Source organism: Candidatus Poriferisocius sp., assembly GCF_965208475.1.
Lineage (GTDB): Bacteria > Actinomycetota > Acidimicrobiia > Acidimicrobiales > Bin134 > Poriferisocius.
In genome coordinates, this window is record NZ_OZ242338.1 from 2,213,460 (window position 1) to 2,236,499 (window position 23,040).

Annotated in this window: 22 protein-coding genes; 9 read left to right on the forward strand and 13 right to left on the reverse strand. The window is 67.0% G+C overall.

What is annotated here, in order from left to right:
- Positions 1 to 15: 15 nt before the first annotated feature.
- The 8 genes from ACOGXA_RS10385 to ychF form a co-directional block, all read right to left on the reverse strand.
- Complete coding sequence (locus ACOGXA_RS10385) at positions 16 to 2,169, reverse strand: ATP-binding cassette domain-containing protein (protein WP_419923800.1); 2,154 nt, start codon at positions 2,167 to 2,169, stop codon at positions 16 to 18.
- A gap of 58 nt (positions 2,170 to 2,227) precedes the next feature.
- Positions 2,228 to 3,268, reverse strand: coding sequence for a hypothetical protein (locus ACOGXA_RS10390; RefSeq protein WP_419923801.1), 1,041 nt, complete (start codon positions 3,266 to 3,268; stop codon positions 2,228 to 2,230).
- A gap of 65 nt (positions 3,269 to 3,333) precedes the next feature.
- Positions 3,334 to 4,077, reverse strand: a complete 744-nt coding sequence (locus tag ACOGXA_RS10395) for a TatD family hydrolase (RefSeq protein ID WP_419923802.1) — start codon at positions 4,075 to 4,077, stop codon at positions 3,334 to 3,336.
- Between the two features lie 2 nt (positions 4,078 to 4,079).
- Positions 4,080 to 5,579 carry a class I tRNA ligase family protein gene (locus tag ACOGXA_RS10400; RefSeq protein ID WP_419923803.1) on the reverse strand — a complete coding sequence of 500 codons (1,500 nt, stop codon included), beginning with the start codon at positions 5,577 to 5,579 and terminating at the stop codon, positions 4,080 to 4,082.
- 27 nt (positions 5,580 to 5,606) lie between these two features.
- Positions 5,607 to 6,104, reverse strand: a complete 498-nt coding sequence (locus tag ACOGXA_RS10405; RefSeq protein WP_419923804.1) for a VOC family protein — start codon at positions 6,102 to 6,104, stop codon at positions 5,607 to 5,609.
- 35 nt (positions 6,105 to 6,139) lie between these two features.
- A complete protein-coding gene (gene rsmI / locus ACOGXA_RS10410; RefSeq protein WP_419923805.1) occupies positions 6,140 to 6,967 on the reverse strand; it encodes a 16S rRNA (cytidine(1402)-2'-O)-methyltransferase in 828 nt (275 codons plus the stop codon).
- Between the two features lie 27 nt (positions 6,968 to 6,994).
- Positions 6,995 to 7,342: a DUF192 domain-containing protein gene (locus ACOGXA_RS10415; protein WP_419923806.1), complete on the reverse strand. Its 348-nt coding sequence runs from the start codon at positions 7,340 to 7,342 to the stop codon at positions 6,995 to 6,997.
- A 53-nt stretch (positions 7,343 to 7,395) separates the two neighbouring features.
- The gene (gene ychF / locus ACOGXA_RS10420; protein ID WP_419923807.1) at positions 7,396 to 8,472 is read right to left on the reverse strand and encodes a redox-regulated ATPase YchF; all 1,077 of its coding nucleotides are present in this window, start codon (positions 8,470 to 8,472) and stop codon (positions 7,396 to 7,398) included.
- 124 nt (positions 8,473 to 8,596) lie between these two features.
- Between ychF and ACOGXA_RS10425 the strand changes: the two genes are divergently transcribed.
- Complete coding sequence (locus tag ACOGXA_RS10425) at positions 8,597 to 9,049, forward strand: thiol-disulfide oxidoreductase DCC family protein (protein ID WP_419923808.1); 453 nt, start codon at positions 8,597 to 8,599, stop codon at positions 9,047 to 9,049.
- A gap of 16 nt (positions 9,050 to 9,065) precedes the next feature.
- On the opposite strand, the gene ACOGXA_RS10430 is transcribed toward ACOGXA_RS10425, so the two are convergent.
- Both ACOGXA_RS10430 and ACOGXA_RS10435 read right to left on the reverse strand, forming a co-directional pair.
- Positions 9,066 to 10,199 (reverse strand): ferritin-like domain-containing protein, encoded by a 1,134-nt coding sequence (locus ACOGXA_RS10430; protein ID WP_419923809.1) that lies wholly within the window; start codon positions 10,197 to 10,199, stop codon positions 9,066 to 9,068.
- 72 nt (positions 10,200 to 10,271) lie between these two features.
- Positions 10,272 to 11,009, reverse strand: a complete 738-nt coding sequence (locus ACOGXA_RS10435) for an SDR family NAD(P)-dependent oxidoreductase (protein ID WP_419923810.1) — start codon at positions 11,007 to 11,009, stop codon at positions 10,272 to 10,274.
- Positions 11,010 to 11,124: 115 nt separating this feature from the next.
- On the opposite strand from ACOGXA_RS10435, the gene ACOGXA_RS10440 reads away from it, so the two are divergent.
- From ACOGXA_RS10440 to ACOGXA_RS10475, 8 genes are all read left to right on the forward strand, one after another.
- Entirely contained in the window at positions 11,125 to 12,366 is a 1,242-nt protein-coding gene (locus tag ACOGXA_RS10440) for a BMP family ABC transporter substrate-binding protein (protein WP_419923811.1), read from the forward strand.
- Between the two features lie 99 nt (positions 12,367 to 12,465).
- Positions 12,466 to 14,010 carry an ABC transporter ATP-binding protein gene (locus tag ACOGXA_RS10445; RefSeq protein ID WP_419923812.1) on the forward strand — a complete coding sequence of 515 codons (1,545 nt, stop codon included), beginning with the start codon at positions 12,466 to 12,468 and terminating at the stop codon, positions 14,008 to 14,010.
- Complete coding sequence (locus ACOGXA_RS10450) at positions 14,007 to 15,167, forward strand: ABC transporter permease (protein ID WP_419923813.1); 1,161 nt, start codon at positions 14,007 to 14,009, stop codon at positions 15,165 to 15,167. Before ACOGXA_RS10445 ends, ACOGXA_RS10450 begins: the two co-directional genes overlap by 4 nt.
- A gap of 67 nt (positions 15,168 to 15,234) precedes the next feature.
- Positions 15,235 to 16,545 carry an ABC transporter permease gene (locus ACOGXA_RS10455; protein ID WP_419923814.1) on the forward strand — a complete coding sequence of 437 codons (1,311 nt, stop codon included), beginning with the start codon at positions 15,235 to 15,237 and terminating at the stop codon, positions 16,543 to 16,545.
- Between the two features lie 15 nt (positions 16,546 to 16,560).
- Positions 16,561 to 16,950: a cytidine deaminase gene (locus tag ACOGXA_RS10460; protein WP_419923815.1), complete on the forward strand. Its 390-nt coding sequence runs from the start codon at positions 16,561 to 16,563 to the stop codon at positions 16,948 to 16,950.
- Positions 16,951 to 16,999: 49 nt separating this feature from the next.
- A complete protein-coding gene (locus ACOGXA_RS10465) occupies positions 17,000 to 18,268 on the forward strand; it encodes a thymidine phosphorylase (RefSeq protein ID WP_419923816.1) in 1,269 nt (422 codons plus the stop codon).
- 10 nt (positions 18,269 to 18,278) lie between these two features.
- Positions 18,279 to 19,349: an adenosine deaminase gene (locus tag ACOGXA_RS10470; protein WP_419923817.1), complete on the forward strand. Its 1,071-nt coding sequence runs from the start codon at positions 18,279 to 18,281 to the stop codon at positions 19,347 to 19,349.
- A 13-nt stretch (positions 19,350 to 19,362) separates the two neighbouring features.
- Positions 19,363 to 20,049, forward strand: coding sequence for an HAD family hydrolase (locus ACOGXA_RS10475; protein ID WP_419923818.1), 687 nt, complete (start codon positions 19,363 to 19,365; stop codon positions 20,047 to 20,049).
- A 5-nt stretch (positions 20,050 to 20,054) separates the two neighbouring features.
- Here ACOGXA_RS10475 and ACOGXA_RS10480 read toward each other — a convergent pair whose 3' ends face one another.
- From ACOGXA_RS10480 to ACOGXA_RS10490, 3 genes are read right to left on the reverse strand one after another with little or no spacing between them, the layout of a single operon-like run.
- Positions 20,055 to 20,702 carry a 5' nucleotidase, NT5C type gene (locus ACOGXA_RS10480; protein WP_419923819.1) on the reverse strand — a complete coding sequence of 216 codons (648 nt, stop codon included), beginning with the start codon at positions 20,700 to 20,702 and terminating at the stop codon, positions 20,055 to 20,057.
- The gene (locus tag ACOGXA_RS10485) at positions 20,699 to 21,574 is read right to left on the reverse strand and encodes an aldehyde dehydrogenase family protein (protein WP_419923820.1); all 876 of its coding nucleotides are present in this window, start codon (positions 21,572 to 21,574) and stop codon (positions 20,699 to 20,701) included. The genes ACOGXA_RS10480 and ACOGXA_RS10485 overlap by 4 nt, the downstream gene beginning before the upstream one ends.
- On the reverse strand, positions 21,571 to 23,022 hold the full coding sequence (locus tag ACOGXA_RS10490) for an aldehyde dehydrogenase family protein (protein WP_419926971.1): 1,452 nt from the start codon (positions 23,020 to 23,022) through the stop codon (positions 21,571 to 21,573). Before ACOGXA_RS10490 ends, ACOGXA_RS10485 begins: the two co-directional genes overlap by 4 nt.
- Positions 23,023 to 23,040 lie beyond the last annotated feature (18 nt).

The following is a 23,040-nucleotide window of genomic DNA, read 5'->3' on the forward strand; positions in this document are numbered from 1 at the left end:
TCGCGCAGCCGCGTGTCATTGCCCGGCAACCAATGAGAAATAGAGGCCCTCGCGGTCGGCGACCAGTTCGCCATGGGTTCCCCGCTGGATGGGGCGACCCCGGTCGAGAACCACGATCTCATCGCAGTCGCGGATCGTGGCGAGCCGGTGGGCGGCGATGATGCAGGTCATTCCCCGTCGCCGCAGCGCATCATCGATCTGGTGTTCGACAACCACGTCGAGCGTGCTGGTGGCCTCGTCAGCCAGCAGCACCGAGGGGTTGAGCGCCAGCGCCCGGGCGATCTCAAGCCGTTGGCGCTGCCCGCCGCTGAAGTTCTTCCCCCCCTCGGCCACCATCGCGTCGAAGCCTCCGACACGTTCCATGATCACGTCGTAGATGCGCGCGTCGCGGGCGGCCGCAATGAGCTGGTCGTCGGCGACGGCCGTGTTCCACATCGAGAGGTTGTCGCGCACCGACGCGGCAAAGAGGTGAATCTGCTGATCTACCGACGCCACCGAGGCGGCAAGCACCTCGCGGGGGATGGCGCGGCGGGGCGCTCCGTCGAAGAGAATCTCGCCACTGTCGGGCTCGAACTGCCCGCCGATCAGGCGCAGCAGCGTGGACTTGCCCGAGCCGGTGGGACCGACGAGAGCCACCCGCTGGCCGGGTTCGATGGTGAGGCTCAGCTTCTCGATCAGCGGGGAGCGTTGCGGGTCGAAGCCGAAGGTGACCTCTCGCAGCTCGACCCCGCCGGCGAGGCGCAGCCGGCCGGCAAACGTGGCTACCGGGCGGCTGCGGCCGTTCGAGGGCTCGGACTCGGCGCCGGGCGCCAGGGGATCCTCGGGCGCGTCGAGCACGTCTTGCACGCGCTGGAGGTCGGCGTCGAGCATCATGAAGGCGTCGGCGAACAGCACAAAGCGCGCGATCGGCGCCATGAACGCCGCGGCCAAGGTGTAGAAGGCGATGAGCGACCCGGCGCTGAGCTCGCCGGTCGCCACCTGCCATCCGCCGATGCCCAGCACTACGATCGCGCCGGCCATCGAGAACAGCCTCGGCATCGCGCCGATGACGTAGCCCAGCTCGGCGAACCGCTGGCGAGCCGCCAGCTCGCGCGCCTGCTGACCGCTCCAGCGCACGAAGAAGTCGTCCTCCGATGCCGTCGCCCGGATCATCTCCATGTCGCGCAGCCCAGCCGCCTCGATGCCCGCCATGGTCGCCTGCTCGTGGCGGAGCTGCCTCTCGGTGTCGGTTCGCAGCCGGCTGAGCGCCCAGGTGAGCGCCACGTTCGTCAGCGCGACCGCGCTGACGAGCGCGGCGAGCACCGGATCGAATGCGAACATCACCGCGACGAGCACGAGGCTTGAGACCAGTTCGATGGCGATCCACGCCGCCCCGGTGGCGGCACCGACGGCGACGGCGTCCACCAGATGCACCCGCGAGGTGAGATCCCCGGCGAAGCGATGATCGAAGTACTGCGGAGGCAAGCGGAACAGTCGGCCCAAGAAGCCCTCCGCCCCGCTCACCGCCAGCCGAACGGCCATCTTGCGAAACATGTACTGCTGGAGCCACACCAGCAGATACATCAGCGCGCCGGCCGCAACCAGAGCCCAGCTCAGAGGTGTGCCCCAGCCGGGCGCGGCACCACCCAGCACGCTGTCCACGAATAGGCCCAGCAGGATCGGCAGCGCGGCAACCGGGACAGTGGCCAGCAGCCCGACGAGCACCGAGAACACCAGCGCGCCTCTGGCGGGGGCGAGCCATGGCCACAGCTTGCGCACCAGCCCCGGGGGCCGTCCGCTGGCCGGGAAGTCGCCTTCCGGCTCGGCCTTGAGGACGATGCCCGTGAACGCCCGGTCGACGGTCTCGGGGCTCACGCTGTGACGGCCGTTAGCGGGATCGTTCAGGTAGTACCGGCCACGGCGAACGCCCTCGAGCACGACGAAGTGATTGAACTCCCAGAACAGGATGGCCGGAGCGTCGAGGTTCGCCAAGCCGTCTGTGTCCATGCTCCATCCCGTGAGTTTCAACCCGTAGGCGCGACCGGCGGCCACGATGTCGGCTGCGCTCGATCCGTCGCGGGTGACCCGGCACGTCGTCCGCAGATGCTCTATGGGGACGCTGCGCCCATAATGGGCGAGAACGATTCCCAAGCAGGCCGCGCCGCACTCGGTCGCATGCATCTGGGGCATGACCGGCGTGGAACGAACGCGTCGAGGTACGAAGACGGTGCGCGCCATCGGTCCTACTTCAACTGCGCCCGACGAGCCGGTCGATCGGCCGGTACGAGCCGGTAACGATGCGGGCCGAGCATTCGTAGGCTGAACGGGACAGTGCAGTGGCGGCAGCGAACTCAGGGGGAGGGGCGGAGGCGAATTCTGCCGCCGCGGTGGCCACGCTAAGGGTCGCCGCCCCAGAGGCCTCGTAAGGGGCCACAGCCGACACGGTGCCATCGGCGGCGGCAGAACCATTAAGCGGGGCGAACGCCTGCTGCGAGGCGCCCACGGCGACCACTAAGGCATCGGCGATCACCGCGTCGGGGGCGCCGGCGATTGTCAAGGCGACACTGGTCTTCATGCCGGCGCGGACGCGTGACGATTCGCGGCCCAAGTTCACCACGACCGTCGGCGGTCCTGCATCGGCCTGCTGCACCTCGGCCACCACTTCTCCGGCCTCCACGGACACGCCGGCGAGCAGTCGGGATGTCGACAGCAGGCCGGAGGCGGGACTGAGGACCAAGGTGCCCGCCGTATCCATGTCGGCGAGGGCTTCGGCTTCGGCGGCGGCAGCGACGGTCTCGGGAGCGCCGGGATGCTGCGCCTCCAATGCAGCCGCCCGAGCCGCGGCCAACTCGGCCGCCAAACTCAACTCGGGGGCCGCGAGCCGAGCCAACGGATCGCCAGCGGCCACCTCGTCGGCCGGCTCGGCCAGCACCTCGACGACAACGCCCGCCACCGGGGCCGCGACGAGGTGCCGGGCACCGCTCGCCTGCAAGGCACACGGCCCGCTGACGCCCGACTCCAAACGGCCAACGACGCTCCAGACCAGCACCGCGATCACCGCGGCCGCGAGCACCACCAGCAGCAGCCACTCATGCGGCAAGCTGATACGCAGCACGCCGTCGATGGGAGCGACACGACCGCGTTGCTCATAGGCCCGTTGGCGGTAAAGCACATCCGGCGCATTCGACTCTAGATCGAGGCCACTAGATTCCAGGCCACGTTCATCCGATGCCAGATCAGGATCTGGCTGCGGCTTCGACTGCTGGATCTTCTGATGCTCGTCGTCCATGTGAGTGGGCCTGCATCCTAATCGTGGATGGTCGGCGGTTCAGGCTGGGGATAGCGGCCAGGTCATTAGCCGAGCCGGTAGAACATCGATGCGTTGTCCCAGGTGTGCTCGGCGACCTGTCCTATGGCTGCGCTGCGGGCCCGCGCCAGGGCTTCGCCCACCAGGGGGAGGTTGGCCGGAGCGTTGGGCTTGCCCCGCCGGGGCACCGGTGCCAGGTAAGGAGAGTCGGTTTCCACCAGCAGTCGGTTGAGCGGGCACAGCTCGGCTGCGGTCCGCACGTCGCCGGCTGAGGGGAAGCTCACGATGCCGCTGAACGACAAGTACGCCCCCCGGTCCAACGCGGCCCGAGCTTCGACCCCACCTCCGGTGAAGCAGTGGAACACGGTGCGCTCGGGCACCCCGCACTCGTCGAGGATGGCGAAGGTGTCGTCCCATGCCTCCCGGGTGTGGATCACCATCGGCATCCGGTGCCGGTGGGCCATCTCGATCTGGGCGGCGAACACCACCTGCTGGTCTTCGGGCGGCGAGTGGTTGTAGTGGTAGTCGAGCCCGCACTCCCCCACCGCCACCACCCGGTCGGATCCCAGCAGATCCTCAATCCCGTCGATCCCGTGACGGGCTTCGTGGGGGTGAACTCCAACCGTGGCCCACACCTGGTCGCAGGCCGCGGCCTTGGACACCGCGGCGACCGATGTGGCCGCATCGGTACCCACGTCGATCATGCGCTCCACCCCGGCATTGGATGCCTGGGCGACCGTGGCCTCGAGGGTTTCCAACTCCAGGTGGCAGTGGTTGTCGATCCAGCGCACCTTCAGCCTTTGAGGCGAGGAAACAAGGGATCGCCCTCAGCCACTGGCAGCCCGCCGGGATACTGCCCCCAAACAGCCGCGGCGGGCAGTCGTTGTTCGAGGGGGGTGCCGCTTAGGCCCAAACGGGCCCAGGCTGCCTCACACGAGGAGGGAATGGCCGGACTGGCCAATAGGCACACGATGCGGAGGGCCTCGAGGGCGTTGCCCAGCACCGTGTCGACCAGGGGGCCGGCTTCCATCTTCCACGGCTCGGTGGCCTGGAGGTATTCGTTGGTTTCGCGGATGAGCCGCCAGGTGGCCTCCAGCGCCACCGAGGGTTGGAATCGGTCCCAGGCCGCGGCGGCATCGGCGTAAACCTCAGCAGCAACGTCGGCCAAGGGGTGGTCGGGGTCGGGTGCGGGGCCGGTCCCGCCGCATTTGCGGTGGACCAGCGTGGAGGCCCGCTGCAACAGGTTGCCGAAGTTGTTGGCCAGATCGGTGTTGTAGCGGTGCTGGAGGGCCTCGTGGCTAACCTCGCTGTCGGGGCCGAACGGCGTGTCGCGCAACAGGGAGTAGCGGAAGCCGTCCACCCCGAAGTCTTCGATCAGATCAGCCGGGGCGATCTGGTTGAACGCCGACTTCGACATCTTCGCCCCACCCACCAGCAGCCAGCCGTGAACGTGGTAGCGGGGCAGATCCTCAACTCCGGCGGCTAGTAGCATGGCCGGCCAATAGACGCAGTGAAAGCGGATTATGTCCTTGCCGATGAGGTGGCGAACCGACGGCCACCATGTGGCGAACCGCTCCTCGTCGTGCCCGTAGCCCGCCGCAGTGGCGTAGTTGGTGAGGGCGTCATACCACACGTAGAACACGTGGCCCTCGGCCCAGGGCACCGGGATGCCCCAGTCGATGGAGGTGCGGGTGATGGAGATGTCCCGCAGGCCGCCCCGGATGATGCCCAGGGCCTCGTTGCGGTAGCCCTCGGGGGTGATGTTGTCGGGGGTCGCCTCGAACCATTCCAGCAGCCGGTCTTCGAATGCGGATAGCCGGAAGAAGTAGTTCTCCTCGGTCATCCGCTCCACCCGGCCCGACTCGATGTCCTCCTCGGACACCTCGTCCACAGACACATAGGCCTCATCGGACACCGAGTACCAGCCGTCGTAGACCGATGAGTAGATGTGGCCGTTGTCGTAGGCCCGCTGCATGAGGGTCTGAACCGAGCGATGGTGGCGGGGCTCGGTGGTGCGGATGAACTCGTCGTTGGCCACCCCGAGCTGCGCCCACGCCTCCCGGAAGCGGCGGCTGGTGCGGTCGGCCTGCTCCAAGGCAGACAGGCCGTTGGCCTCTGCGGCCCGCTGCACTTTGAGGCCGTGCTCGTCGGTGCCGGTCAGATAGAAGACGTCATCGCCCAACAGCCGGTGCCAGCGGGTGACGGCGTCGCCGTTGAGCACGGTATAGGCGTGGCCGATGTGGGGAGCGTCGTTGACGTAGAAGATCGGGGTCGTCAGGTAATAGCGCGACACCGGGTCACACTACTGCCCAAGGCCGACTCACCCCGATTGGGCTGCCTCCTCGCGCTGGGCGCCCTCCCCGAACATCTCGGCCGAGCGCCGGGCCATCTCGTCGGGGGGCACTTCTTCAACATGGGAGGACACGTTCCAGCGGTGGCCGAACGGATCGACGAACATCCCGCTGCGGTCGCCGTAGAAATGAGTCTCCACCGGGCGCTCCGCAATGGCGCCGGCAGCCACTGCCTTGGCGTAAGTGGCATCCACGTCTTCCACGTACACGCTGATGGTGACCGCGGTGCCGCCGAAAGCCTGGGGGCCCACCACATCCATCTCGGGATATTCGTCCGACACCATGATGAGCCCGTCGCCGATGGCCACCTCGGCGTGGCCGACCTTCCCGTCGGGCATTGCCATCCTCATGCGCTCGGTGGCGTCGAACACCTCGACCATGAAGTCGATGGCCGCTGCCGCGCCGTCCACGCACAGATAGGGGATGACGCGGGGGTAGCCGTCGGGAATGGGTTTGACATCGCTCATGGGACTCCTCTTGGGGTTGGGAAACGCCAGCGGGGTCAGTCTGCCAGGCTGATCTGGTACACCACCCGTCGGGACACGCCGAGGTCGGCGGCCACCGCGGCGGCCGCATCCCGGCGGGACAGGCCGTCGGCCAGCCTCTCGTCTAGGGCCGCTCTGATCTGCGACTCAGAGGGCGGCGTCTGGTCACCGCAACCGGCCAGCACCAACACATGCTCGCCTCTGGGTTCAGCACTATTGGCCCGGACTGCGGCATCGTCCAGAGTGCCCCGCCAGACCTCCTCGTGCAGCTTGGTCTGCTCCCGCACAATGGCCACCGCCCGGTCGCCGCCCAGCGCCGCGGCCAGGTCTTCCAGTGTGCGAGCGAGACGGTGGGGGGCTTCGAACAGCACCATGGTGCGGGATTCCCGGGCGAGCACGGCGATGCGGTCGGCCCGGTGGCGGCCCTTGCGAGGCAGGAATCCCTCGAAGCAGAAGCGCCCAGTGGGAAGACCGCTCACCACCAACGCGGCCAGCGCCGCCGAAGGCCCGGGCACGGCCTCCACCTCGCCGCCTTCGTCAAGCACCGCTTTGACCACTCTGGCCCCCGGATCGGACACCGACGGGGTGCCGGCATCGCTGACCAACACCACGGTTTTGCCGTCGACCGCCAATCTGGCGATCTCAACCGCGCCGGCGGCCTCGGTGCGCTCGTTCACCACCAGAAGGCGAGGAGCGCTCACCCCGGCATAGGCCAGCAATTTCCCGGTGCGGCGAGTGTCTTCGCAGGCCACCACATCGGCGCCAGCCAGCGCCTCGACAGCTCGCGGAGACAGGTCGCCCAGATTCCCAATCGGGGTGGCGACCAAAACCAGCCTTCCAGCCATGCTTCCTCCCCAGACGCAGGAGCTCGTCTATCCCCTCTCCCCAGCAGTCTGCCTCACTTCCAGGCGGTCTCCCGGCATTAGGCCCCACCGGGTGAACGATCCGGCTTCGGCCTCCAGTACCGCTCGAGCCCGCCAAACCGGAATGCCGATCCGATGGCGACCCATCGTGGCCATCTTCAACACGACTAGATCGCGGTCGAGGTGGGCCACGTCGATGGGAAAGCGCATTCCCAAGGTGTGGACCGAGAATGCCGGCCGCAGCAGCAGCGCGTTGTCGAACTCGTCGCGGCCCAACAGCCCTAGGGCCCGCTCGCGCCAACCAGTGGCGATCTCCACAGTGGCCAGCACCCGGTCGTCGCAGACGAGCCACGCCATATGTTGATTTTCCAACTCCGGCGGGCCATGTTCAAGGGGGAATCGCGCAATTCTCAGACGTTGAAGCGAATCTCCATCACATCGCCGTCGGCCACCGGGTAGTCGCGGCCCTCGGTGCGCATGAGGCCCTGTTCTTTGGCCTTGGTCCAGCCGCCAGCATCAAGCAGCTCCTGCCAGCCGATCACCTCGGCTCGGATGAAGCCCCGTTGGAAGTCGGTGTGGATCCGCCCCGCGGCCTCGGGGGCGGTGGCACCCACGCGGAAGGTCCAGGCCCGGGTCTCCTTGTCGCCGGTGGTGAAAAAGGTCCGCAGACCCAAAAGGTCGTAGGCGGCATGGGTGAACCGGCCCAGCGCCCCCTCCCCCAACCCCAGCCCATCGAGCATCTCGCCCCGCTCTTCAGCGGAGAGTTGGGCCGCCTCGGCCTCGAGCTGCACACACACCGCCATAACCCCGGCCCGGCCGTCCAGTTCATCAGCCACCGGTTGGATCACCGCGTCGGCGTCCTCGAGCTGGTCTTCGCCGATGTTGACCACCGCCAGCACCGGGCGGTTGGTCAAAAGGGAGCTCTCCCGGAGGTCAGCCCGATGCTCGGCCGCCAAGTCGCCGCGGTAGAGCGGAATGCCCTCGCCCAAAACGTGGTTGGCGGCTTCCAGAGCGGCCACCTCCCCGGCCAGCGAACGGTCTTGGACCGCGGACTTGCGCCGTTTGGCCAACCGGTTCTCCACCGACTCCAAGTCGGCCAGGGTCAGCTCGATCTCCAGCACCCGCAGGTGTTCCAGCGGATCGGTGGGGCCGGGCACATCGGGATCGACGAATGACCGGAGGACGAACACCACCGCGTCCACCTCGCGGATGCCGGCCAAGAAGCGATTGCCCAGCCCCTCGCCCCGGCTGGCCCCCTCCACCAGACCCCCTATATCGGTGAACTGCACGCTGGCCGGCGTCACCGTGCGAGAACCGCTGAGCTCGGCAATGGCGGCCAGTCGGGGATCAACAACCTTGGCCACGCCGACGTTGGAGGAGGTGGTGGCGAACGCATACGGCGCGGCCAGCACGTCCGAACCGATCAAGGCGTTGTAGAGAGAGGACTTGCCGGAGTTGGGCAGCCCGACGAATCCGAAGCGCTCCACGGGTCGTTGAGGCTAGCGGCAGCCGGTAGTCTTTCAGCAGACGCGGAGGTTCCAATGTCGAAGCGCACCCAAAAACGCAAAGCCCGAGCGCGGCGCAAGAAGGCCAACCATGGGCGAAAGCCCAATGCCGGACGCAACAGCTGAGCCCCACCCGTCCTCGTCGCCACCAACGGACGCAACAGCGGAACCCCACCCTCTTTCTCGCCCCCTGCCCGCGGGCACGCTGATCTACGACGGCGACTGCGGGTTCTGCACCTCGATCGCCCGCTGGGTCGAGCGCCGCATCAGCGACGACTACCTGGTGGTCCCCTCTCAGCAGGTCGACTTAGGCACCATCGGCCTCACCGACGAGGACGTGGCCCGTTCAGCATGGTGGATTGACCCCGATGGCACCCGCTCCGACGAGCACCGCAGCATTGCAGGCGCCTTGCGGGCTATGAGCAGGCCGTGGCCCGCGGTGGGCCGGCTGCTCACCCTGGGGCCGATAAACCCATTGGCCGGCTGGACATACCGAATGATCGCGGCGAACCGCTACCGCCTGCCCCGATTCGGCAACCCCAGAAGATGCGATAGGTAGCCATCGCCGCGACAACTCAGACCGCGGCGACCTCCTCTTCGATTTGGAAGTCCTCATATTCCTCGCCGGTGTCGGCCCAGTCTTCGTACTCGATGACGTGGATATCCTCGAATCGACGGCGGAGCCAGCCGTCGCCTGCATCCAGCAGGCCCAGCTTCTTGCAGTTGGGCACGATCTTGGAGAACAGGATGTTCTGGAACGGCTTCTGTTCGGCGGGAAGCGACAGGAAGTTCTCCACCATGGGCCTAACCGGCACGCCCATGCGCTCCCACACCTCTTGGGACACGAACCGATCGCGCATCCGCACCGCAGCCTCGAAGGCGAATTCCTGGCGCTCTCGCAGTTCGGCCGCGGTCAGCTCGCGGTAGAACTCCTGGAGGCTGAGCACCCCGAAGGCCACATGGCGGGCCTCGTCGGCCATCACATAGCGGAGGAGCTCTTTGAGCAGGGGCTCAGGAGTGAGCTGGCGCATGAAGCCGAACGCGGCCAGGGCCAAACCCTCCACCATGATCTGCATGCCCAGGTAGGTCATGTCCCAGCGGCTGTCGTTGATGATGTCGTCGAGCAGCATCTTGAGGTGTACGTTGATGGGATAGGAGTCGCCCAGCTTGGTGTCGATGTACTTGCCGAACACCTCCACATGGCGGGCCTCGTCCACCACCTGGGTGGCGGCGTAGTACTTGGCGTCGATCCAAGGCACGGTCTCGACGATCTTGGCCGTACACAACAGAGCACCCTGCTCGCCGTGGAGGAACTGGCTCATCCTCCACTTGAGCGACTCAAAAGAGAACTCCCGCCACTCCGCATCGCCCCAGCTGTCGGTGGGCAGGCTGCGGTCGTTCTCGAACTCGGGGCTGAAGTCAGATTCGGTGAACACGCTGAACACCTCGTAGGGATCAACCTCGATCGACCAGTCCAAATCGGTCTGGGCATTCCACTGCGACGTCTTGGCCTTCTCGTAGAGGCGCTCCAGTTGGGGCCGCGCTCCCTTGGCGTAGTCCCAGGTGAACAGGGCATCGCTGTTGTCCTGAACAGCGTGGATCACCGAGGTCACATCGCTGTTGGTACGGGATATGTCGATGATGGTGTCGATGTCGTTGACGTCTGAGCGACCGAGAATTTCCTCATCGGTGCGAGTGGCAAGAGCCATGCGTTCCTCCTCGGGGACCGGCGGTAGCGCGGCTGCCGGGAAGGATACTCCCCACCACTCGCAAGTTCATGGTCACTCCAGACTGTTGATGCCCTCGATGACCACACCGGCGGCCGCTCCCCCGTCCACCGGCAAATCGACACCGGTGATGTGGGACGCTTCGTCGGAAGCCAGAAACAGGGCGGCGGCGGCAATGCACTCTAGGGGGACCTCGCCGGGGATGCCCCGATTGTCCGAGTAGGCCGCGGTCTGATCCATAAACGACATCATCTGGTCGAACCACTGGGCGTACATGGCCGGGTTGCCGCCGGCAGGACACACGTTGTTGACCCGAATGCCGGACCGGCCCAACTCCAGGGCGGCGCAGCGCATCAGCCCCCCTAGGCCGAACTTGCTGGCGCCGTAGGCGGAAATCCCGTTCATGCCGATGAGTCCGTCAATAGAGCTGATATTGACGATCGAGCCGCCCCCGGCAGCCCGCATCGGCCCGACCACCGACCGCAGGCCCAGGAACGGCCCGACCAGGTTCACCTCCAGCACCTGGCGGTAGACATCGGCCGGGGTGCGTTCGATGGCCCCCAAGTGCAAGATGGCGGCATTGTTGACCAGCACGTCCAATTGGTCCATGCCGCTCACCACCTCGTCCCAGTGGGCCTCGCTGGTCACGTCTAGCTTGACGATTCCCTCCCCGTCGGCAATGTCGGTGGCCACCACCACTGCTCCTTCATCCCGGAACATCTGGGCGATGACCGCTCCGGTGCCCCGCGCCGCTCCGGTAACGATGGCCGTCTTTCCTGCAAGTCTTGACATGGCCCCACCCTAGACACTCCTCGGCATCTCAATCTCACTAGCTGATACAGCGGATGTCAGCGCGCTGGGCTAGCCTCAGTGGTCCTACCAACCGGCATCAGACGGAGGGGTTCAGATGCACAAGAAATTCTGGCTATTGCTGGCGGCGCTGCTTTCGGTGGCTCTAGTGGCCGCAGGCTGTGGCAACGACGACGATTCGGATTCAGCCCCAGCGGCCACTGAGGCCCCAGCGCCCACCGAGGCACCGGCCCCCGAGCCCACCGAGGCCCCAGCGCCCACCGAGGCACCGGCCCCCGAGCCCACCGAGGCCCCAGCGACAGAGGCGCCCTCAGGGGCTCTGATCACATTGGAAGAGGAATGCGAGGCGTGGGGCGGGATCCAGGCCCCCGATGGCTTCCAGGTGAACATGGTCACCGATATCGGCAAGGTGGACGATGGCACCTTCAACCAGTTCGCCTATGAGGGCATGGTTGCCGCCGCCGAGTGCTTCGGCATCGAGGGCACCAGCGTCATCGAGACCGCCTCGGAAGCCGACTACGACGCCAACCTGAACACCTCGGCCAGCGAGAACCCCGACGTGCTCATCACTGTGGGCTTTTTGCTCGGCACCGACACACTGGCCGCAGCCGAGGAAAACCCGGATATCAACTACATCGGCATCGACCAGTTCCAGATGGATTACCCCGCCAATTATGTGGGTGTGCTGTTCAACGAGCACGAGGGCGGCTTCATCGCCGGCGCGCTGGCTGCCTCGCTCAGCGAGTCGGGCGTGGTCGGCGTGGTGGCCGGACGAGAGGACGTTCCTCCCGTGGTTAAGTTCGCCAACGGCTATGAGGCCGGCGCCAAGTACATCAACCCCGACATCCAGGTGCTGTCGGTGTACAACGAGAGCTTCACCGATCCGGCCAAGGGCGCATCCGACGCCCAGCAGTTCATCGGCGATGGCGCCGACGTGATCTTCGGCGCGGGCGGTCCCACCGGCTCCGGCGGGGTGAAGGCCGCCGCCGAGGCCGGGGCCTGGGGCATCGGCGTGGACCAAGACGAGTACTACACCACCTTCAACGGCGGCACCGCCCCCGGCTCGGAGTACCTGGCCAGTTCGGCCATCAAGCGGGTGGACTTGTCGGTGTTGCGCAACATCGGAGCAGCGATCGAAGGCACGTTCGCCGGTGGGGTGTTCGTACTGACCGCCGAGAACCTGGGCATCACCTACGCCCCGTTCCACGACGCCATGGTGAGTGCTGAGGCCGCGGCCGCCGTGGAGCAGGTGCGGGCCGGACTGGCCGAAGGCAGCATCACCACCGGGGTGTGCGGCATCGACGGCCTGTTCTTGGGCGAGGGCTCCGCCTGCGACTGACCGATCTCGGGATAGCTCGACGAGGGGCGGCGGCTGGTCTGGCATCAGCCGCCGCCTTTCGCGGTCGGCAATTGTTTTTTGTCGTAGTCTTGGCAGCGCATGGCTCAGGCAAGCGTTGGCGCTGATTCTCCGGTACTGGAGATTGAGGGCGTCACCAAGGCCTTCCCGGGGGTGATTGCCAACGACGACGTCAGCCTCACCCTGAACCAAGGTGAGATCCACTGCCTGCTCGGCGAGAACGGCGCGGGCAAGAGCACTCTGATGAACATGGTCTTCGGGCTGCACCGGCCCGACCGGGGCACGATCCGCGTCCGGGGACAAGAGGTGTCCTTCGCGGATTCGGGCGAGGCTATTGCCCAGGGCATCGGCATGGTCCACCAGCACTTCCAGCTCATCCCGGTGTTCACCGTGGCCGAGAACATCATCCTGGGCAACGAGGTCACCCGGGGTGCGTTCCTCGATCTGGACACCGCCCGCCGCAGAATCGACAGCTTGGCCGAGCGCTATGGACTGGCCGTGGACCCCGACGCCACCGTGGGCGACCTGTCAGTGGGCGAGCAGCAGCGTGTGGAGTTGGTCAAGGCCCTGTTCCGCGACGCCGACATCTTGATCCTCGACGAGCCCACCGCCGTGCTCACCCCGGGCGAGGTGGACGACTTCTTCGGGGTGGTGGAGAGCCTTACCGGCCAGGGCAAGTCGATCATCTTCATCACCCACAAGCTGCGCGAGGTGCTAGCCGTCGCCGACCGCATAACCGTGTTGCGGGCCGGCCGGGTGGTGGGAACTACCACCGCCGATGGCGCCACCCAGCAGTCGCTGGCCAATCTGATGGTGGGCCGGGACGTGGTGTTCCGGGTGGAGAAGGACGAGCCCAATCCAGGCGAGTCGGTGATGCGGATTGAAGGTCTCCGGGTTTCCGACGACCGGGGGGTGGAAACAGTCAGCGGCTTCGCTGCGGAGGTCAGGGCCGGTGAGATCTTCGGAATCGCCGGGGTGGAGGGCAACGGACAGCGGGAGCTGGTTGAGGCCGTCTGCGGAATGCGTCCGGCCACCGGGGGCCGTATTGAGATCCTCGGCAAGAACACCACAGCCTGGAGCCCCCGGAAGATCAACGAGCTGGGTGTGGCCCACGTGCCTGAGAACCGCAGCAAGCACGGTGTGGTGGCCCAATACACCATCGCCGACAACATGGTGCTGAATCGATACCACCACCGCCAGTTCGCCCGCCACGGGGTGCGGAACTCCGCGGCCATCAATGCAGAGGCGGCAGAGTTGGTGGAGCAGTTTGACGTTCGCACCCCGGGGGTGGACGTCGCCATCGACACCCTGTCGGGGGGCAACCAGCAAAAGGTGATCGTGGCCCGGGAGCTCACCGGCAACCTGCGGGCTCTGGTAGTGGCCCAGCCCACCCGAGGCCTTGATGTGGGCTCGATTGAGTTCATACACCGCAAGATCATCGAGTTGCGCGACCGAGGAGTGGCGGTGCTTTTGGTTTCGGCCGAGTTGGACGAGATCTTGTCGCTGTCCGACCGGATTGGCGTGCTCTATCGGGGCCGGCTGGCCGGAACGGTGGAGGCAGCAGACGCCACCCGGGAGGAGCTCGGCCTGCTCATGGCCACTGGAACAGCAGGAGACCAGTCGTGAGCGGCGTCGGCAACGCCAACGACGGGGTCGGCCGGGCGGCCGGGCGGCTCCACCGCTTCCTCACCGAGGCATGGCGGCTCCAGCCGCTGTATGTGTCGCTCTACGCCATCTTGTTGTCGTTCGTGGTCGGCGGAGTGCTCATCTCGATCATCGGCGTCAACCCCTTTGAGGCCTATTGGGCCCTGCTGCGGGGCATGGTGGGGGGAGGCGACCAGATCGCGGGGTCGGTGGCCCGATCAGTGCCGTTCATCGGGTCGGCCCTGGCCTTGGCCTTCGCCTTCAGGGCCGGTCTGTTCAACATCGGCGCCGAGGGACAGTTGCTGGCCGGTGGGGTTACCGCGGCCTTTGTCGGCGCGCTGTCATGGATGTCTGACCTGCCCGGAATCGTGGCCATTCCGCTGATCCTCATCGCCGGCACGCTGGGCGGCGCCATCTGGGGCGGGATCCCCGGCGTGCTGCGGGCCAAGACCGGGGCCCATGAGGTGATCAGCACCATCATGCTCAACTCCTTGGTGCTATTCGGAGTCCGCTGGATGGTCAACTCCCGCGATCCGGTGGTGCTGCGGGACACCGACAGCACCGTTCCCCGCACCGAACCCATCTCCGACACCGCAGTCCTGCCCGAGTTGGTGGACAGCCAGCCCACTCTCCATGTCGGCCTGTTCGCCTTGATAGGGGTCTGCTTCGTGGTCGCCTTCGTGCTGAACCGCACCACGTTCGGATTCGAGGTGGGCACAGTGGGATTGAACCCCCATGCCTCCCACTACGCGGGAATCAACGTGAATCGGGTCATCGTGGCCTCCATGGCCGCGTCGGGGGCGTTCGCCGGGCTGGCCGCCGCCTCGGAGATCTCGGGCACCAACGGCTTCTTCCAGCCGGGCACGTTCTTCCTTATGGGGTTTGACGGCATCGCCATCGCCCTGTTGGCCCGCACCAACCCGGTGGCCATAATCGCCGCCGCCCTGCTCTGGGGGTCGATGCTGTCGGGGGCGCCGCTGATGCAGCAGGAGGCCGACGTGTCCATCGACGTGGTGCGGATCATTCAGGCCATGGTGCTGCTGTTCGTGGCCGCTGACGCCATCGTCCGCTACCTGTTCCGGGTGCGCGAACTCGACCAGAGCCCGTTCAAGGCCACATCCATAGAGGGGGCGGTGTGACCATGTTCGGGCCCATATTGAGCACTGTTCTGATGCCGGACTTGCCGGGTCAACCCCGGAGAAGCCTGTGACCACCGTGGAGCACGCCGCGGGCGCGACCGGCGCTTCGGAGCGGGTTGGCCTGAATCGCCAGTCGGTGTCAGGGCTGGTGTTCGGGCTCCTGGGCGTGGCGCTGATCGCCGGCGTGGCCCCCGCTATCAGCGGCGCCGACCGGAGATTCAATTTCGAGCCCCCCCCCGACCCGGCCGGAATCGGTTTCCATGCCCCGACATGGGTGACGGCCATCGGCGTGCTGCTGGTGCTCACTGCGGTGCTGGGATTCGCTCCGCCCGCGGCCCGGCGGTGGGCCAGCCCGGCCCGGCTGTTGAGCGCGGTGGCCCTGGTTCCGCTGGTGCTGGTGCTCAGCCTGGCCTTGTCCGACAACCCCAGCACCAACATCGTGAACTTGTTCAACGAGTCGCTGGTGCTGGCCACCCCGCTGGCATTGGGGGCGATGACCGGTTTGTGGTGCGAGCGCTCAGGCATCATCAACATCGGCATCGAGGGCACCATGTTGGCCGGCGCAGGCATCGGCTACATGACCTACGCCACCATCGGAGATGCCCAGTCCACCGGATGGCTGTGGTTCTCGATCCTCATCTCGGTGCTGGCCGGCGGCCTGGTGGCCGCCCTCCTCGCCGTGCTGTCCATCCGCTTCGGAGTAAATCAGATCGTGGGTGGGGTGGTGATAAACCTGTTCGCCTTGGGGCTGACCGGTTTCCTGCGCTCACAGGTGATCGTCAAGACCGGCATCACCACCGGCGTGGGCACCTCCGAATTCGGCTTGCCCCTGCTGTCGCAGATCCCGGTGATCGGCGACCAGCTCTTCCGGGGCAAACCCATCTACTGGATGATGTATTTGGTGGTGATCGGCACCTGGGTGGTGATGTTCCGCACGCCCTGGGGGCTGAGGGTGCGATCATGCGGCGAGAACCCCCACGCGGCAGAGACCCTGGGAGTGAATGTGGTGCGGATCCGCTACCAGTCGGTGATCCTCGGCGGGTTGATCGCTGGCCTGGCCGGAGCGTGGTTCTCGATGGAGTCGCAGGCCCGGTTCGAGGACAACATAACCAACGCCGCCGGGTTCATCGCTTTGGCGGCACTGATCTTCGGAAAGTGGACCCCGTGGGGGGCGTTCGGCGGGGCGCTGCTGTTTGGGTTCTCCCGAGCGCTGGGCACCCGCCTCCAGTTACTGGGGGTTGAGGTGAGCGGTTTCGAGATTCCCAGCGAATTCCTCCAGGCCCTACCGTTCGTGGTCACTTTGGTGGTGGTGGCCGGGGCGGTGGGCCGGTCGATCCCACCGGCGGCCGCAGGCCAACCCTTCCACCGGAGCAGGTAGCCGGAAAGAGGCCAGATGAGCGCAACGCAGGAGATCCCTTGGGACGAGCTATGGGCCGCGGCCCGACAGGCTTCGGCGGGAGCCTATGCCCCGTACTCGAACCTGTCGGTGGGAGCGGCCGCCCTGGCCGACGACGGCCGGATGGTGTCGGGGTGCAACGTGGAGAATGCCTCCTACGGCCTCACGCTGTGCGCGGAATGCGGCCTGGTGGGCGACCTGCACCGCAGCGGAGGCGGCCGCCTGGTGGCGGTGGCGGTGACCGACGGCGACGGGAACCCGCTCACCCCGTGCGGACGCTGCCGCCAACTGCTCTATGAGGCGGGCGGGGCAAGCTGCCTGGTAAACGAGACCCACACCGTGGGCCGCCTGCTCCCCGGCGCCTTCGGCCCCGACGACCTGCCGTGAACTGTTCTGACTTGAGTTTCGCACAGACACTTCGCTTCCAGGAGCCAGCGTGAACGCCGTCGATCTCATCGTCGCCAAGCGCGACGGCGGTGAGCTGAGCGACGAGGAGATCAACTGGTTCATCGACGGGGTCACCTCAGGGTCCATCCCCGCCGAACAGGCCGCCGCCCTGCTCATGGCCATTGTGTGGCGGGGCATGGCACCTCGCGAGCTGGCCACCTGGACCGCGGCCATGATCCAAAGCGGGCAACGGCTCAACCTGTCAGGCCTGGGGCGCCCCACGGTCGACAAGCACTCCACCGGCGGGGTGGGAGACAAGGTGTCGCTGGTGCTGTGCCCGCTGGTGGCGGCCTGCGGCGCCGCAGTGCCGCAGCTCTCCGGCCGGGGCCTGGGCCACACCGGCGGCACGCTCGACAAGATGGAGGCCATCGCCGGCTGGCGGGCCACCCTGAGCCACGACCAGTTCCTAGCCCAGCTAGCCGAAGTGGGGGCGGTGATCGCGGCGGCCACCGCTGATCTGGCCCCGGCCGACCGGGTGATGTACGCCCTGCGGGATGTGACCGGCACGGTGGCGTCGATTCCGCTTATCGCCAGCTCGATCATGTCCAAGAAAATCGCGGAGGGCACCGCCGGGCTGGTGCTGGACGTGAAGTTCGGCTCGGGGGCCTTCTTGCCCGACCCGGCCGACGGAGAGGAACTGGCCCGAACCATGGTGGGCTTGGGCCGCTCCCACGGGGTGAGCACCGTGGCGCTGCTCACCGAAATGGACCAGCCGCTCGGACTGGCCGCGGGCAACGCCCTAGAAGTTTCCGAGTCGGTTGAAACGCTGGCCGGCGGCGGTCCTGCCGACTTGGTGGAGGTGACTTTGGCCCTGGCCGGAGAAATGGTCGACGTCGCCGGACTCGACGCCGATCCTGAGGCGGTGCTGGCCTCTGGTCGGGCCATGGACTTCTGGCGGAAGATGGTTGAGGCCCAAGACGGCGATCCCCGCGCCCCCTTGCCCATGGCCCCGGAGGTGGATCACTGGACGGCGCCGGCCAGTGGGCACATCAGCCGCATAGACGCCTTGGCTGTCGGGGTGGCCGCCTGGCGGCTGGGCGCCGGTCGGGCCCGCAAGGAGGACGATGTGTCGGCGGTGGCCGGAGTGCGACTGCGGCGCGTGCATGGCGACCGGGTGTCCGCCGGCGAGGTCATCGCCGAACTACACACCGACGACCCTTCTCGCCTGCTCGCCGCCCACGAGGCCCTTTCGTCGGCCTTGTCCATATCCGACACCGCTCCTGAGCCTCGCCGCCTGATCGCCAGCCGGATTGCGTAGCCTTGAGCCAGTGATACACCCGACAGTCGAAGAAGTACGGGCAGCCCCCAAGGTGTTGCTGCACGACCACCTGGACGGAGGCCTGCGGCCGCAGACTGTGGTCGAGCTGGCTGGGGAAACCGGCTACCCCAACCTCCCCACCACCGACGCCGACGAGCTGGCCCGCTGGATGGTTCGAGGGGCCAGCCGCCTCGACCTCACCCTCTACTTGGAGACGTTCGCCCACACCGTGGGGGTCATGCAGACCCACGACGCCTTGGAGCGGGTGGCGGCTGAGTGCGCCGAAGACCTCGCCGACGATGGCGTGGTCTACGCCGAGGTCCGGTTCGCCCCCGAGTTGCACACCGAGGCCGGCCTCAGCCTGGACGAGGTGGTGGAGGCCGTGGTCGCCGGCTTCGAGGCGGGCAGCGCCAACCGGGCCATACGCATCGGCACCCTGCTCACCGCCATGCGCACCGCGGCCCGGTCGCTGGAGATCGCGCAGCTGGCCATCCGCCACCGCGACAACGGCGTCGTCGGCTTCGACATCGCCGGCGCCGAGGCCGGCAACCCGCCCACCCGCCACCTGGACGCCTTCCACCTGATCCAGCGGGAGAACTTCCACTTCACCATCCACGCTGGGGAGGCGTACGGCCCGCCGTCCATCTGGGAGGCAGTGCAGTACTGCGGCACCGAGCGCCTCGGCCACGGGGTCCGCATCGTGGACGACATCGAATTCGCCGCCGAGGGCACCCCTCGCCTGGGCCGCCTGGCCGCCTTCGTGCGAGACCGGCGCATTCCGCTCGAGCTGTGCCCCACGTCCAACGTCCACACCGGGGCGGCGCCGTCCATCGCCGAACACCCCGTCAAGGTGCTGAGCGACTTGCGGTTCCGGATCACGGTCAACACCGACAACCGCCTGATGAGCGCAACCTCCATGACCCAAGAGGTAGCGCAATTGGTGGATGAGTTCGGCTTCAACTGGTCTGACATCCAGTGGCTGACCATCAACGCCATGAAGAGCGCCTTCATCCCGTTCGATGAGCGGCTGGACATCATCAACAAGGTCATCAAGCCGGCGTACGGGCCCCTGGCCCTCTAGGGGCAAGCCGGACATGATCGACACCGTCGGCCTGGACGCCGACGACACTCTGTGGCACAACGAGTCGATCTTTGCCGACTACGAGGATCGGATGGCCCGCCTGGTGGCCCGCTACCTGCCCGATGTGGACTTCCACGAGCGGCTGATCGAACTAGAGCGCCACAACGTGGCCATTTTCGGCTACGGCATCAAGGGGTTCGTGCTTTCGATGATCGAGACCGCCATCGAGGCCACCGGGGGACAGATCACCGCAGAGGAGATCCACACCATCATTGGCTGGGCCAAGGAGATGCACGCCCACCCGGTGGAACTGCTCGACGGGGTGGCCGACACCATCCGCGAACTGGAGCACCACTACCGGCTGGTGCTCATTACCAAGGGCGACTTATGGAACCAGGAGGCCAAGATCGCGGCCTCGGGCCTGGCCGATCACTTCGACGCCGTGGAGATCGTGGCCGAGAAAGACCAGGGCACCTATGCCCGGCTGTTCGAGCGCCACGACATCGACATCAACCGCTTCGCCATGGTGGGCAACTCGGTGCGCTCCGACATCGAGCCGGTGGTCGCCCTCGGCGGCCGGGGCGTACACATCCCCTACCACCTCACCTGGGACCTGGAGCACGCCGCCATCTCCCCCCACGACAGTTGGGTGGAGCTCACCGACATCCGCCAACTCCCGGACTGGCTGGCCGGCCAGTAGCGAAATCAGGCAGTGCGGTCGCCGAGGCGGTCGGTGCTGGGGTCGAAGGTGGGGAGCTGGTGCTGCACCGAACCCTGGTGGGCGGCCAGTTCGTGGTACACCGCGGCCTCCACCTCTTCCCACGATGCGGCCCGGGGCGGGTCCAAATCTCGGTTGTAGGGCTGCTCGAACACGATCACGGTTCGCCCTTCGGACCTGAGAGCCTCGACGTTGTGGGGGGCGTCTTCGATGTAGACATGGGCGTCCACCGCGGTCTTGCCGCCCACGAAGCACAAGTCGCGGTAGGGGATCTTGGCCTTGTCGAGCCACTCTGCGGTGTCGCCCGCGGCGATGGCGTGATCCCAGTTGGTGTACAGGCGATGGGTGATGATGCGGATCCATACCCCGGCCTCCGACAAGCGCCACAGTGCTCGGGAGGCGCCGGGCATGGCCGGCATGTCGGCCAGCATCCGGTATTCCGCCACCGCCCGCCGGTGGTAGGTCTCGAAGTCGCCTTCGTCGAACCCCCATTCCTGAAATCCCCACCCGCACTCCAGGGTCAGCGACTCCTCTGACACGCCCCGCTCCTGGGCCACGACCTTGCGGAAAGCCCTGGTGTGCTGGGCGCACACTCCGTCGAGGTCTACGCCAAGCACAAACGGGGTGGAGTTCATCTTCCCTTGGGGTGCCAGACGGTCTTGGTCTCGCAGAAGGCGTCGATGAGGTAGGGGCTCTGGGCGGCCTCGTCGGCCCACTGCTGCTCGGCCACCGCTGCGCTCACCGCCCGGGTGATGCTGGCCGCGGCTTGACGGCCCGCTTCGACGGCCAATTCTGAGCCGCAGCCGGTGAGGTCCAACGCATCCACCGCCCTATGACCGGCCAGCGGGGGCACCAACTCGTCGCGGCGGCCGGTGATGATGTTGACCACCCCGGCGGGGACGTCGCTCAGCGCCAGTGCCTCAGCCAAGGTGACGGCCACCAGCGGGCAGCGCTCCGAAGCCAGAACCACTGCGGTATTGCCCGACACGATCACCGGGGCCAGCCGGGACACCAGCGGGATCAGGGGCGGCTCGTCGGCGGCCACGATCCCCACCACGCCCACCGGCTCGGGCACGCTCAGGTTGAAGTAGGGGCCGGCTACCGGGTTCGCCCCGCCCAGCACGGTGGCGAACTTGTCGGCCCAGCCCGCGTACCACACCCAGCGGTCTACGGCCGAGGCCGTCTCCTCGGCGGCGGCGGCCTGCGAGCAGCCATCGGCAGCCCTGAGAATCTCGGCGCAGAACTCGTCCCGGCGAGATTCCATGACCTCGGCCACTCGGTACAAGATCTGACCCCGGTTGTAGGCCGTGCGACCCGCCCAGCCCTCCTGGGCCGACCGGGCCGCCGCAACTGCGTCCCGAACGTCTTTGCGGGATCCTTGAACGGCGTAGGCCAAGAGCTGCCCCCCAGCCCCGACCACCGGATACGACCGGCCTGATTCCGATCGCTCGAATGCGCCGCCGATGAACTGCTTGTAGGTCTTGTTGACCGCGAGCCGGTCGCTCATGCCACCAGCTCCACATAGGGCAACAGCCCCGCCCGGCCCCCCTCACGGCCATAGCCGCTCTCCCGATAGCCGCCGAACGGGCTGGTCGGGTCGAACCGGTTGAAGGTGTTGGCCCACACCACCCCGGCCTTCATCTTGTCGGCCATCCACAAGATGCGCGACCCCTTCTCCGTCCAGATGCCGGCCGACAATCCATACGGCGTGTTGTTGGCCTTGACCACCGCCTCGGAGGCGGTGCGAAAGGTGAGCACCGACAGCACCGGGCCGAAGATCTCCTCCTGGGCGATGCGGTGGGCGGTGGACACGTTGGTGAACAAGGCAGGCGGGTGGAAGAAGCCCTGGTCGGGCAACACGCACGGCGGAGTGTAGAGATCGGCCCCCTCGGCCACGCCGTGGGCCACCAATTCCCGGATCCGGTTGAGCTGGGCCTGGGAGTTGATGGCCCCGATGTCGGTGTTCTTGTCCAGCGGGTCGCCCACCCGCAGGGTGTCCATACGCCGTTGGAGCTTGCCGACCACAGCATCGGCCACGTTCTCCTGCACCAGCAGGCGGGATCCGGCACAGCACACCTGGCCGCCGTTGAAATATATGCCGTTGACTATGCCCTCGGTCACCTGGTCGAGGGCAGCGTCGTCGAACACAATGTTGGCCGCCTTGCCCCCCAACTCCAGCGTGAGCCGCTTGCCGGTCCCGGCCAACGCGGCGCCGATGGTCCGGCCCGCCTCCGTCGAACCGGTAAACGCCACTTTGTCCACGCCGGGATGGTCTACCAGGGCTGCTCCGGTGGCGTCGTCGCCGGTCACGACATTTACCACGCCGGGAGGCAGCTCGGCGTCGCGGAGCACCTCGGTTAGCAGCAGCGCGGTCAGCGGGGTGGTTGGCGCCGGTTTGAGAACGACGGTGTTTCCGCAGGCCAGTGCGGGCGCCAGCTTCCAGGCCGCCATCAGCAGGGGGAAGTTCCACGGAATTATCTGGGCGGCCACTCCCAGCGACACGGCCCGGCGGCCGCTGAAGGCGTAGTCGAGCTTGTCGGCCCAACCGGCGTAGTGGAAGAAGTGGGCGGCGGCCAGCGGAATGTCGAGGTCGCGGGACTCCCGGATGGGCTTCCCCCCGTCCATGGTCTCCAACACCGCGAACTCCCGAGCCCGCTCCTGGAGCAGCCGGGCCACCCGGTACAGGTACTTGGCCCGCTCGGCGCCGGGCAGGTCGCGCCAGCCCCCCTCCCAGGCCGATCGGGCGGCGCCTACCGCCCGATCCACATCGACGGCATCGGCCACGCTGACTTCGGACAGCTTCTGGCCGGTCGCCGGGTTCATGGTGGGAACCAGCCGTTCGGTGACCGGCGCCACCATCTCGCCTCCCACGAACAGGCCGTACTGCGAGTCCACGCGCACCGGAGCAGTCGACTCAGGAGCGGGCGCGTAGTCAAGGTTGAAATTGCCGGCCAGCTCCACCTTGGCGCCCGG